Origin of the sequence: Aidingimonas halophila (assembly GCF_900106955.1) — a bacterium.
Taxonomy (GTDB): Bacteria; Pseudomonadota; Gammaproteobacteria; order Pseudomonadales; family Halomonadaceae; genus Aidingimonas; species Aidingimonas halophila.
On the sequence record NZ_FNNI01000003.1, the window covers coordinates 103,433 to 115,318 of the forward strand.

11 protein-coding genes and 1 pseudogene are annotated in these 11,886 nt (G+C 60.3%); 1 reads left to right on the forward strand and 11 read right to left on the reverse strand.

Going from position 1 to position 11,886, the window contains the following annotated elements; translation table 11 throughout:
• Window positions 1-25: 25 nt before the first annotated feature.
• Window positions 26-559 carry an HPP family protein gene (locus BLW01_RS06430; protein WP_092568687.1) on the forward strand — a complete coding sequence of 178 codons (534 nt, stop codon included), beginning with the start codon at window positions 26-28 and terminating at the stop codon, window positions 557-559.
• 5 nt (window positions 560-564) lie between these two features.
• On the opposite strand, the pseudogene BLW01_RS06435 reads toward BLW01_RS06430, so the two are convergent.
• From BLW01_RS06435 to BLW01_RS06485, 11 genes and pseudogenes are all read right to left on the reverse strand, one after another.
• Window positions 565-690 (reverse strand): annotated as a pseudogene (locus tag BLW01_RS06435) (DUF899 family protein); the annotation flags it as partial.
• A gap of 31 nt (window positions 691-721) precedes the next feature.
• Window positions 722-1,618 carry an arylamine N-acetyltransferase family protein gene (locus BLW01_RS06440; protein ID WP_092568689.1) on the reverse strand — a complete coding sequence of 299 codons (897 nt, stop codon included), beginning with the start codon at window positions 1,616-1,618 and terminating at the stop codon, window positions 722-724.
• A gap of 188 nt (window positions 1,619-1,806) precedes the next feature.
• Complete coding sequence (locus BLW01_RS18965) at window positions 1,807-1,926, reverse strand: DUF899 family protein (RefSeq protein WP_217635491.1); 120 nt, start codon at window positions 1,924-1,926, stop codon at window positions 1,807-1,809.
• Window positions 1,927-2,025: 99 nt separating this feature from the next.
• Window positions 2,026-2,613 carry a gamma subclass chorismate mutase AroQ gene (gene aroQ, locus BLW01_RS06450; protein ID WP_092568691.1) on the reverse strand — a complete coding sequence of 196 codons (588 nt, stop codon included), beginning with the start codon at window positions 2,611-2,613 and terminating at the stop codon, window positions 2,026-2,028.
• Between the two features lie 92 nt (window positions 2,614-2,705).
• Window positions 2,706-3,719, reverse strand: coding sequence for a low-specificity L-threonine aldolase (gene ltaE, locus BLW01_RS06455; protein WP_092568692.1), 1,014 nt, complete (start codon window positions 3,717-3,719; stop codon window positions 2,706-2,708).
• A gap of 20 nt (window positions 3,720-3,739) precedes the next feature.
• Window positions 3,740-6,736, reverse strand: coding sequence for an FAD-binding and (Fe-S)-binding domain-containing protein (locus BLW01_RS06460; protein ID WP_092568693.1), 2,997 nt, complete (start codon window positions 6,734-6,736; stop codon window positions 3,740-3,742).
• A 33-nt stretch (window positions 6,737-6,769) separates the two neighbouring features.
• Window positions 6,770-7,978, reverse strand: coding sequence for a pyridoxal-phosphate-dependent aminotransferase family protein (locus BLW01_RS06465; protein ID WP_092568694.1), 1,209 nt, complete (start codon window positions 7,976-7,978; stop codon window positions 6,770-6,772).
• Window positions 7,979-8,042: 64 nt separating this feature from the next.
• A complete protein-coding gene (locus BLW01_RS06470) occupies window positions 8,043-9,260 on the reverse strand; it encodes a CaiB/BaiF CoA transferase family protein (RefSeq protein ID WP_229806431.1) in 1,218 nt (405 codons plus the stop codon).
• A gap of 1 nt (window position 9,261) precedes the next feature.
• Window positions 9,262-10,047, reverse strand: a complete 786-nt coding sequence (locus BLW01_RS06475) for an enoyl-CoA hydratase/isomerase family protein (protein WP_092568695.1) — start codon at window positions 10,045-10,047, stop codon at window positions 9,262-9,264.
• A gap of 27 nt (window positions 10,048-10,074) precedes the next feature.
• Complete coding sequence (locus tag BLW01_RS06480; RefSeq protein ID WP_092568696.1) at window positions 10,075-11,355, reverse strand: TRAP transporter large permease; 1,281 nt, start codon at window positions 11,353-11,355, stop codon at window positions 10,075-10,077.
• Window positions 11,352-11,870 (reverse strand): TRAP transporter small permease, encoded by a 519-nt coding sequence (locus tag BLW01_RS06485; RefSeq protein ID WP_217635492.1) that lies wholly within the window; start codon window positions 11,868-11,870, stop codon window positions 11,352-11,354. The genes BLW01_RS06480 and BLW01_RS06485 overlap by 4 nt, the downstream gene beginning before the upstream one ends.
• Window positions 11,871-11,886 lie beyond the last annotated feature (16 nt).

Consider the following 11,886-nt stretch of genomic DNA (forward strand, 5'->3'; position numbering starts at 1 on the left):
TTTTGGTGCAGAAAAAGGAGATAGAGTGCGTAGTTACCTGAGCAAGATGCGGGGCTCTCCCATCGAGCGGACGCGCCCCTGCTGGCGTGATGCCTTGTGGTCCTGGTTCGGTGCATTTACCGGTATTGCCGGCGTGGGTTGGCTGAGCGAACAGGTCATGACTTCCCATTCGCTCTTGATGATTGGTTCCTTCGGCGCCACCTCCGTACTGCTGTATGCCGCACCGGAGAGTCCGCTGGCCCAACCTCGTAACGTGCTCGGAGGTAACGTACTCTCCGCACTGGTTGGCGTATTCAGCTGGCAGTGGTTCGGCGATACCTGGCTGGCAGCCGCCGTGGCTGTCTCGACCGCCATCTTTATCATGCAACTGACGCACACACTCCACCCACCCGGCGGAGCCACAGCACTCATCGCCGTGATCGGTTCCAACGAACTACATACACTCAGCTGGAATTACGCCTTGATGCCGGTCGCCGTCGCCAGTCTGTTCATGCTTGCCATCGCCATACTGGTCAACAATCTCGCACGCCACCGGCGCTATCCGCAGCATTGGTGGTAATACCGTCACGGATTCTTATCCGACGATGTCTTCCCATACTCATCATGGCGCCTGACCCAGTCCATGATTCGCGTCTCGTTACGCCCCTTCGGCGTGATATCGAGGTAGATGAATGCACCAATCACCTCTTCGTTGCCGCGCGTAGCTGGGACTCAGCGTTCCTCAGACATCACGTCGTTCGCCTGAGGACACTTCAGCGAGGGTCTCGGCCCGCCGCAACAGGTTGCCCTCCTGCTCGGACGAGAGTGTGAGCCCGAAACTCTCGCGCAGCACATCGGGCAGCTCGGCAACCTCAAGCTCGCGCCGCTCCGGCGACGCCCCGGGGCGCACCACCGTCAGTTCCAGGTCGGTGAGCCCCAGACGCTCTGTCGCGCCGTTGTGCTGGGCCACGATGCGTCGCACAAAGGGCGAGTCCGGGTGATGGGAAACATGGTAGTTGTGGTTCTCGGCATCGGCACGGTAATAGGGCGCGTCGCCGAACTGGTAGATATTGAACCAGCCATCGTGGCGCCGATGGCGAAGCAGCCAGAGTCCTATCGGGGAGCGCTCCAGGCGGTACTCCCAGCGGCCGTGGCGCACCTCGACGCCCGCCTCGATCGGCACCGGCTCGCGCGGCCCGACATAACCGACCCCGACATCGACCAGCCAGTCACGGCCCGCTACCCTGACCACCAGTAGGGTATGCGCCACCGCAGTGATTTGGTGCGCCGGCTCGCCCACCAGCATCCGCGCACCCCGACCCATCACCTGGAAGCCGAGCCGATCCAGTACCGTGGCGAACAGGAGGTTCTGCTCGTGGCAGTAACCACCACGCCGCCGACGCACCAGCTTGTCCTCCAGATTCGCCAAGTCGAGACGAATCTCGCCGCCAGTGACTATATCCAGGTTCTCGAAGGGCACCGCCGCGAGATGCGCCCGCTGCAAAGCGCGCAGCGTCTCCCGGGACGGCGTCAGTGCGCCCCGGTAGCCGATACGCTCCAGATAGGCCTCGAGATCGAATGGCGACGCTTCCCATCGGGTCGATTCATGGGATGAGTGAGAGACAGTTGCAGCCTGCATGACGAACACTCCTGTGTTGGGCGATACCCTGCCGCGCTTGACGAACCGATCGCCGGAAGGTGATTGTTGTCCTGCAGGCTAATACCTCAAGCTAACTTCAGGTAAAGTAAAATATACGCTATCGCTCATATAGCCAGTGCCAATGTCGGCCTTCCCTCCATTCCTCAGTTGAGGTCACGCTCTGGCCGTCAAGCCAGCTCTTCTGATTTCGAGTTCCCATACTCATCATGGCGCCTGACCCAGTCCATGATTCGCGTCTCGTTACGCCCCTTCGGCGTGATATCGAGGTAGATGAACGCACACCGCAAGCGGGGATCTCCAACACGCTGGAACAGCCGTCGTCGCGATGATGGAAGCAGGATGTTGCACGGCCGAGGCCCATCCGGACCCCGGTCGTCGAGAAATGATTACAACCGATCCAACAGCGGCTGCAGAGCCGTTTCACGTGGTTCGCCATAGACCTCGTCGCGCGTGAACTCGGTCGCGCGTGCCTCGAGGTAGCCACTCGCTCCCTCGACATCGGCGAGGCGCTCCATCTCATTCAATGCGTCGATGAGCGCCGGGGTCAGCCGATCCAGTGTCGGGCGAACCTCTTCAGCCAGGTCCGGGGGATTATCGAATGGCTCACGCCCTTCGTCTTCCCAACGTTCATGTAGCTGACGCTGAACCTGTTTGCTGGCCTCGAACTGCGCCTGAAAGAAATGTCGAGCGAAATCTTCGTCGACACCTGCGTCGGCAGCACGGCTGGCGACCTGATCGAGGATCTGGGCCTCACGCTCGGGAGCCTCGATAGCCGCACCGGAATTCCACTTCGACCTTGCCACCAGTGGGGCAACCTCGAGCCGTTCATCGATCAGGTGCAGCATCCGATCGATTGCCGCCTGATCCTCCGTCGGTGGCAATGATGACTGTGTCTGACAACCAGCCAACAGCAGTAAAGCAACAATGACGATAATGCAGTATGTGTTGGCAACGTGCCGGGGCGTGAAACGCATCGATACGACTCCTTTCGCTGGACGACATGAACTGACCTGACAACAGGATACCCAAGGCAGGCCCCGTGCAAAACGGTGGCGGGCCGATGCACTTAGTGAACCGGCTGCCGAAAGTACTCCTTCATCGCCTGAACCACGTATCGAATGTCATCGCCCGTGACATCGAGGTGAGTTACCAGCCGGGTACGTGGAGCTGCCTTCATCAGGATGCCCCGAGACTCCAGCGCCTCACTCAGGACAGGACAATGAGACGCGGGCAGCGCCAGGAACACCATGTTGGTGTAACAGCCCTGCACCTCGATCTCATCGATCTCGGCCAACCCCTCTGCCAGCCGTTGAGCATGGGCATGATCCACTGCCAGTCGATCGACATGATGGCTCAGCGCGTGCTGGCAACCCGCTGCCAGGATACCGACCTGTCGCATGCCGCCGCCCAGGGTCTTGCGCCAGCGACGCGCTCGTGCAATGAAGCCTTCCTCACCCACCAGCACCGATCCGGCCGGCGCCCCGAGGCCCTTGGAGAAGCACAGCGAGACGGAATCGAACCCCTGGCCAAGTGCTTCGATCGAGCTTCCTGTCGCCACTGCGGCATTGAACAATCGCGCCCCGTCGAGGTGAGTCGATAGACCATGGTCATGTGCCAGGGTCGTTGCGCTTTTCTGGTAGGCCAGCGGAATCACTCTGCCGCGAAACGTATTCTCCAATGCCAATAGTCGGGTGCGGGCGTGATGGATGTCATCTCCCTTGATACTGTCCGTCAACGTTGCCAAAGCCAGGGTACCATCCGGCTCATGATCCACTGGCTGGGCCACGATGCCTCCCAGAGCAGCTGCACCGCCACCTTCATCCCGGAAAATATGCGAGAACCGGCCGGCAATGAACTCTTCGCCTCTGTGGCAATGTGTCATCAAGGCCACCAGATTGCTCTGCGTTCCCGAAGGCAGGAAAAGCCCGGCCGACTTACCCACCCTATCGGCCACTTCTGCCTCGAAGGCGGCAACGGTCGGATCGTCACCCCAGACGTCATCTCCCACCTCGGCGTTGGCCATGGCCTCGCGCATCTCAGCAGTTGGACGCGTCACGGTATCGCTTCGCAGGTCAATCATCGCAGTGTCTCACATAGGCGTTACATCAAGGCCTGTTCCAGAAGGCAGGCGACGTGCACGGCGTGGCGACCGCTACCATCGTGGATTTGATGGCGACAGCTCGTGCCATCCGCTACCAGCACTGCATGTTCGTCCGCGCCGCGGATGGCCGGCAACAACGCGAGCTCGGCCATTTTCATCGAGGCCTCGTAGTGCTCGGTCTCGTAGCCGAAGCTACCGGCCATGCCACAGCAGGATGACTCGATGAGCTCAACGTCCAGCCCGGGTATCCAGCGCAGCACCTGTTCGACCGGTCGTACGGCATCGAAGGCCTTCTGATGGCAATGACCATGCAGCATGGCACGTGTGTAATCCACCGGTTGCAACGGTAGATACAATTCACCCTCTGCATGGGCCTTGACCAAGAACTCCTCGAACAGGAAGGCCGATTCGGAGAGAGTCTGAGCCTCGTCTCCGAATCCATATTGGAGGAATTCATCCCGCAAGCTCAACAGACAGGAGGGTTCCAGGCCCACGATATCGACACCACGCTCGACGAAGGGCATCAGATGGTCCAGGGTGCGACGCGCCTCCGCCCGGGCCTTGTCGAACTGGCCGGATGACAGGTAGGTGCGACCGCAGCACAGTGGCCGCTGTTCCGCTATGACATTGAGATGGACCTGATACCCGGCCGCCTCCAGCACGCGCTTGGCGGCCTTGGCGTTATCCCGCTCCAGGTAATTGTTGAAGGTATCGACGAACAACACCACCTCTTTCGACGCCATGGCCCGGGCACCGTGACGCTCGGCGAGGAAATTGCCTTTGAATGCCGGCAACGCACGTTGTGGTGCAAATCCCAGGGTTTTCTTGACCTGGCGGGACAAGACCGGCATCCGTTCCACCATGTCCATCAGTCCGGAGAGCCGATGTGCCCAGGGAGCGTAACGCGGCATCTCGCCGATCATCCGGTCTCGCAGCGACAACCCCCTGGCCTTGGCTCGCGCCGTGCGCGCTTCGATCTTGAACTTGGCCATGTCGACGCCGGTTGGACAGTCGCGCTTGCAGCCCTTGCATGAGACACACAGGTCGAGCGCCTCCTTGACGTCATCACTGGCCAGTCCCGCTTCGCCCATCTGACCGGAAAGCACCAGGCGCAATGTGTTGGCACGTCCCCGTGTCAGATGCTGCTCGTCGCGAGTAATGCGATAACTCGGACACATGGTGCCGGCGTCGAACTTGCGGCAATGACCGTTGTTGTTGCACATCTCCACGGCCATGGCCAGGCCATGGGTCACGTCGCCGCCCGTTCCGGGAACGCTCTGTTCGCCCGTCAACGGGTCGCGTTGTACATTCCACGCCGACCAGTCGAATACGGGTGTCACCGGAATCCGCTGGTAGTCCCTGGGGAAGCGGAAGTTGCGATCGTCATCCATCTTCGGGGTGTCGACGATCTTGCCGGGGTTGAGCAGGTTTTCGGGATCGAAGAGCCGCTTGACCTCCCTGAAGGCATCATTGAGGGTGCCGCCGAACTGCCAGGCCACCCACTCACCGCGAGAGAGGCCGTCACCATGCTCGCCGGAGTAGGCCCCCTTGTACTCTCGCACCAACGCGGAAGCCGCTTCCGCGATCTCGCGCATCTTTTCGGCGCCATCACGCTGCATATCGAGGATAGGACGCACGTGCAAGGTACCCACGCTGGCATGGGCATACCATGTGCCCTCCGTGCCATAGCGATGGAATACTTCGGTCAACTTGTCGGTGTACTCGGCCAGATGCTCGAGGGGCACGGCGCAGTCCTCGATGAAGGAGACCGGCTTGCCGTCCCCCTTCATGCTCATCATGATATTGAGCCCCGCCTTGCGCACGTTCCACAGTGCCTTCTGCTCGGCGGCGTCCGGCATGTCGACGACGCTACCGGGCAGGCCGAGATCCCCCATCAGTTCATTGAGCCGCTTGAGGGACGACAGCTGGTCCTCATGGTCGTCACCGGCGAACTCCACCAGCAGCACTGCCTGGGGTTGGCCGATCAGCGCCTTCTCGATGACCGGGCGGAAAGAGGGGTTCTCCAGCGACAGATCGATCATGGTGCGGTCGACCAGTTCAACCGCCGCAGGATCGAGCGACACGATATGCTGGGTCAGATCCATCGCCTGGTAGAAGGTGGGAAAATTCACCACGCCCAGCACCTTATGTTCAGGCAACGGAGAAAGACGAAGCGTAATCCGCCGCGTCACCGCCAGAGTCCCTTCAGAACCGACCAGCAGGTGAGCCAGATTGGTACGCCCATCAGGGTCGTACGGCTTGGGATTCTGGCAATTGAAGAGGTCGAGATTGTAGCCCCCGACCCGTCGCAGCACCTTGGGGAAATGATCACGGATTTCCGAATCGACCCGTCCAGTGATCTCCCGGACCCGATCGGCCACTTCCCGCATCCGTCCCGAGGTGGGCAATTCATCGACAAAACCGAAGTGCCCCTCGTGGCCATCCGCCAGAATGGCATCCAGCCCGAGCACGTTATGTACCATGTTGCCGTAGCGTATCGAACGTGAACCGCAGGAGTTGTTGCCGGCCATCCCGCCAATGGTGCACTGCGCACTGGTCGACACATCCACGGGGTACCAGAGCCCATAGGGCTTGAGCCAGGCATTGAGGTGATCGAGGACGACACCGGGCTCGACCACCACGGTACGCGCCTCGGGATCGAACTCGATGATGCCGTTGAGATGGCGCGTCGTATCGATGACCAGGGCTTCCCCGACTGTCTGCCCGCACTGACTGGTCCCGGCACCGCGTGGCAATATCGGCACCCCGGCATCGCGGGCAATATCCATGGCAAGCCCAAGATCCTCCTGGTGCCGAGGGATGACCACACCGACCGGCATCACCTGATAAATGGAAGCATCCGTCGAGTATCGGCCTCGCGAGGCCGGGTCGAAACGAACTTCACCCTCGAGCTCATGATTCAAACGGGCGGCGAACTCCGTCATCGGTGCGGTCTGGCCGTGTCGTACTGGCGTTTTCTCTGTCAGGGACGTCATGCTCCCTCCTCTACAATGGCCCGATACCGCCGTTCACTTGACACTCGGCAACGGATGCTCCGCAAAATAATCCATGGCCGCGACGACTCCACTTCCCTTGAGCGGTACCCCCGCCAACTTCATGCCGGCTTCGCAACCGCCCAGCGTGGCAACCAATGTCAGGTCATTGCAGTCACCCAGATGCCCGATGCGGAACATCTTGCCTTTCGCCTTGCCGAGCCCCGTGCCGAGCGACAGGTCGAACCGCTCGTAGATGATCTTGCGGACATCGTCAGCATCGATGTTCTCCGGCATGACGACCCCGGTGAGCACCGGCGAATACACCGCCGGATCCTGGCACTGGATATCGAGCCCCCAGGCATGCACTGCCTGGCGTACACCGGCCGCCCAGCGCTGATGACGCGCCAGCACATGCTCGAGCCCCTCATCGAACAGCATATCCAGTGACTCGTTGAGGCCATAAAGGAGATTGGTATTGGGGGTGTAGGGCCAGTAGCCGTTCTTGTTGGCCTCGAGGATCTCGTCCCAGGCCCAGAAGCTCTTGGGCAAGGAGGCGGTGCGACTCGCCGCGATCGCCTTGTCGGATACCGCGTTGAAGCTCATCCCCGGCGGCAGCATCAGGCCTTTCTGCGACCCGGAGATCGTCACGTCGACGCCCCACTCGTCATGGTGATAGTCGGCACTCGCCAACCCGGAAATGGTATCCACCAACAGCAGTGCCGGATGCCCGGCAGCATCGATGGCCCGCCGTACTGCGGCAATGTCGCTGGTTACCCCGGTGGAGGTCTCGTTGTGCACAACGCACACGGCCTGGATCTCATGATCTCGATCCTCCTCGAGCCGGGCTTCGATCATGTCGGCCTGCACGCCATGACGCCACCCTTCATAGCCCGGCAGGCCGATGAATTCAGGCTCGACGCCGAGGCGAAGGGCCATCTTGTGCCATAAGGTAGCGAAGTGGCCGGTTTCGAACATCAACACCTTGTCACCGGGCGAGAGGGTATTGGCGAGTGCCGCCTCCCATGCCCCGGTCCCTGAGGCCGGATAGATGACCACCGGATTTTCGGTCTTGAAGACCTTTTTGATCTTGGCGAGTATCTCGAGACCCAGCGCACCGAACTCCGGGCCACGGTGGTCGATCGTCGGCAGACTCATGGCGCGGAGAATGCGATCCGGTACCGGCGACGGCCCCGGTATCTGCAAGAAGTGTCGGCCGGATGGGTGGAAGTCGAGCTTCAACATGGTGATCACTCCGGAATTGTATTTTGGATAATGAATTCAACCAGCAACACAAAAAACGCCCTACCTATTTGATGCAGCCCTCGTCACGCAACGATGTGAGTTCGCGCTCGGATATTCCCAGCCCTGACAGGATCTCATCGGTATGCTGGCCAAAGAGGGGGGCCGGACGACGGATCCGGGACGGGGTACGCGACAACTTGCTGGGAAAGCCAATGGTTTTCATCGTGCCGATGGTCGGGTGTTCAACCTCCTTCACCATGTCCCGAGCCAGGTAGTGCTCGTCCTCCATGGCCTGGGCGAAGTCATTGATCGGCCCAGCGGGCACCCCAGCCTTGTCACAACGGTCGAGCCAGACATCCACGTCGCACTCGACCATGATGTCCTCCAGCAGCGTTTCCAGCGCTTCAACGTGCTGCCCCCGATCATGATTCGTCAGGAAGCGGGGGTCTTCCATCAGCTCGGGACGCCCGAGTACATCCTGACAGAACCGCTCCCAGGTGCGCTGGTTGGCACACCCCAGCATCAGGTAACCATCTCTCGCCTTGATGGCCTGATAGGGTGCCGATACCCGATGGCGCCAACCGGTCGGTTCGGGCAGTTTGCCCTCGGCGAAATAAGCGGCAGCTTCCCAGGTGAACCACGGCAGACCACACTCGGTGATGGCAATATCGACGTGTTGTCCCTCGCCGGTATTCATCTTGTGAATATAGGCGGCCAGGATCGAATACACCGCCGTGATCCCCGCCCCGATGTCATAGACGGCGATTCCCGTCTTGAGCGGCCGCCGCCCCGGTTCGCCGGTCATCGACATCAGGCCGCTCATGCCCTGGGCTACCAGATCGAACCCGCCCTTGTGCTTGTAAGGGCCGGTCTGACCATAGCCGGAGATCGAACAATAAATGATGCCGGGATTGATCTCCTTGATGGTGTCATAATCGATCTTCAGTGACTGAGTGACACCGGTGCGGTAGTTCTCGACGATGACATCGGCATCCTTGGCCAGGCGATAGAATATCTCCCGGGCCCGCTCGTCCTTGAGGTTGAGCGAGATACTCTTCTTGTTGCGGTTGATCTGTGAAAAGCAGGTCGATTCATCATTGACATAGGGGCCCATCTGCCGGCTGTCATCACCGCCGTTGAGCTTTTCGACCTTGATCACTTCCGCCCCCATGTCGGCCAATACCATGGTGCAGTAAGGGCCGGCCATGATCTGCGAGATATCAAGAATTTTAAGGTTCTGCAGTGGCAGCATCAGCGTACCCTCTCTCTTGTCGTCCTTCATGCTATTCGCCCGTCCATTCGAAGGGCGTCTTGTTGACGAACTTGTTAACGGCTGCCTTGAAATCGCGACTCATGTAGCAGGTAGTGACCCAGTCATCACCCGCTTCGGGGTCGGCACGGCGCTCGGCCAATACACGCCCTACCAGCGCCTTGCTGGCCTGGACGGTCAGCGGGGCGCGTCGACCGAAGGTGGCAGCGATACCGGCCACCTCATCGACGATGGCGTCAGCCTCGAACACCTCGTTGACCAGGCCTATCCGGTATGCCTCCTCGGCATTGAACAGCTTGGCCATCATCAGCGCCTCCTTGGTGCGAGCCACGCCGATCATGTCGACCAGCCGTGAGACGTTGGTCATCGACAAGGTATTGCCCAGCGTCTTGGCAATGGGCACGCCGAACTTCATCGTCGGCGTGCAGTAGCGGAAGTCACAGACCAATGCCAGTGCTGCCCCGCCTCCCACACAGGCGCCCTCTATCATCGCGATGGTGGGCTTGGGGAAAACCTCCAGCTTGCCGACAACCCGATCGATACGTCGCTCGTAACCGATGGCATCCTCGGGCGTATCGAAGTCCTTGAACTGGGTGATATCGGTGCCGGCCACGAAGGCCTCACCTCCGACGCCATGCAGCACCACCGCCACGACGTCGTCATCCTCGGCCAAGGTGTCGCAGCAGTCCTCCAGGGCATCGTACATTTCCCAGGTCATGGCGTTGCGGCTCTCGGGTCGGTTGAACCCGATCCAGGCGAGGTTACCCTCTCGCCGAATGATCAAGGCCTCGTCAGACATCCGGGATCTCCTTTCGTGGTCATCGGATCACCGGTAGAACAGTTCCACCAGCCCCATGGGGATTACCGGCACATAAGTGACCAGCAACAGCAGTACGAACAACAGGATCATGAACGGCACGTTGGCCTTGGCCACATCCCAGATGTCCGCCTTGGCCACCGAACAGGCCGTCATCAATACACTCGCCACCGGCGGCGTCTGCTGGCCGATGGCCAGGTTGAGGGTGACGATCATCCCGAAATGCACCGGATCGATACCGACCATCATTACCAGCGGCATGACGATGGGTACGGTCAGGATGATGGCCGCCGCGGAGTGCAGGATCATGCCGATCAACAGCAGGAAGATGTTGAGCAGCGCCAGCACCGCATACTTGTTATTGGTGAAATCGCTGATCACAGCGGCTAGCGTCTGCGGCAACTGGGCACGGGTAAGGAAGTCACCCAGCAGCGCCGAGCTCGCTACCAGCAGCATGACGACGGCAGTCTGCACACCGCCCTCGACCATGGCGGCACGCAGCTTGGCCCACTGCAACTCACCGTAGCGGAAGCTGATCACCAGCGCCGCGACGACGGCCAGTGCGGCGCCTTCGGTCGCCGTCATGAAACCACCGAAAATCCCCCCGAGGATGATCAACGGCAACACGAAGGCGAGGCCGGCTGCCTTGAACGTCTTCCACACCCGGCACAACTGGAAGGTTTCCTCCACCGGATATTTGTAGCGGACGGCGAAATACCAGGCGAGCGCCATCATCAGCAGTCCCCCGACCAGACCGGGCACGATACCAGCGACAAACAGCTGAACCACGGAGGTATCGGCCATGGCGGCATAGAGAATCATCGGGATGGAGGGCGGAATGATGATCGCAAGCGATGCCGACGAGGACGTGATCGCAGCAGTAAACGACGCCGGATAGCCCTTTTTCTTCATCGCCGGCATCAGGATGGAACCGAGCGCAGCGACATCCGCCACTGCCGATCCCGATATCTCGGCGAAGAACAGCGATGTGCCGATATTGACCATCGCCAACCCGCCGCGGATGAAACCGAGCAATGCCGAAGCGAAGTCGATCAGCCGCCGGGAAATGCCGCCGGTATTCATGATCGCCCCGGCGAGAATGAACAACGGGATCGCGATCAAGGGAAACTTGGTGGACCCATCGAACATCACGATGGGGAAACTGAGCAGGCTGTTCGGCCCCTGTAGCACCAGCATGGCAATCAGTGAAACACTACCCAATGCCACAGCGATGGGAATGTTGATGAAGATCATCGCCAGCCCGGAGAGGAGGATAAGTGCGGTCGTCATCGTAACTCCTCCACAATGTCCTGTTCACTGGGCGGGCGCCGACCCTGCCAGGCCTCACGTAGAATGGCAGGCAGATTGATCAACTCGGCAATGACATACAGTGCCGCCCCGATGGGAATGGTCGACTGAGTGATGGCAATCGGAATCGGGACACTGACCAGTGTCGACCCCCCCAGGACCTGGATGACATGAACCCCGTAGACGGCGAGCAGCACAAAAAAGGTAAGTATTACGGCCTCGCCGATCGCCACGAGCACCACCCGCACGACAGGCGGTTGCGAGTAAACGAGACCGGGGACACTGATATGGGCGCGTTTGAGGGCAGCAAGGGCGGCACCGTAGTAGGTGACCCATGCCAGCATGACGGCCGCAACCTCGTCGTACCAGCCGAGAGAATTACCGGCAAAACGAAAGGTGACACCAAGCAACACGATCACCGCCAGGGAAACCACCAGCAACATGGTGATGACCTCGAGCAACCACTCGAAGCCGGATCGCAGTTTCTCAAGAAACATGAAAGCCACTCCGTCG

Coding starts and splice junctions, on each gene's coding strand:
- BLW01_RS06440 (WP_092568689.1), bottom strand. CDS start 1,618: ATGCAGGCTGCAACTGTCTCTCACTCATCCCATGAATCGACCCGATGG.
- aroQ (WP_092568691.1), bottom strand. CDS start 2,613: ATGCGTTTCACGCCCCGGCACGTTGCCAACACATACTGCATTATCGTC.
- ltaE (WP_092568692.1), bottom strand. CDS start 3,719: ATGATTGACCTGCGAAGCGATACCGTGACGCGTCCAACTGCTGAGATG.
- BLW01_RS06460 (WP_092568693.1), bottom strand. CDS start 6,736: ATGACGTCCCTGACAGAGAAAACGCCAGTACGACACGGCCAGACCGCA.
- BLW01_RS06465 (WP_092568694.1), bottom strand. CDS start 7,978: ATGTTGAAGCTCGACTTCCACCCATCCGGCCGACACTTCTTGCAGATA.
- BLW01_RS06470 (WP_229806431.1), bottom strand. CDS start 9,260: ATGAAGGACGACAAGAGAGAGGGTACGCTGATGCTGCCACTGCAGAAC.
- BLW01_RS06475 (WP_092568695.1), bottom strand. CDS start 10,047: ATGTCTGACGAGGCCTTGATCATTCGGCGAGAGGGTAACCTCGCCTGG.
- BLW01_RS06480 (WP_092568696.1), bottom strand. CDS start 11,355: ATGACGACCGCACTTATCCTCCTCTCCGGGCTGGCGATGATCTTCATC.
- BLW01_RS06485 (WP_217635492.1), bottom strand. CDS start 11,870: ATGTTTCTTGAGAAACTGCGATCCGGCTTCGAGTGGTTGCTCGAGGTC.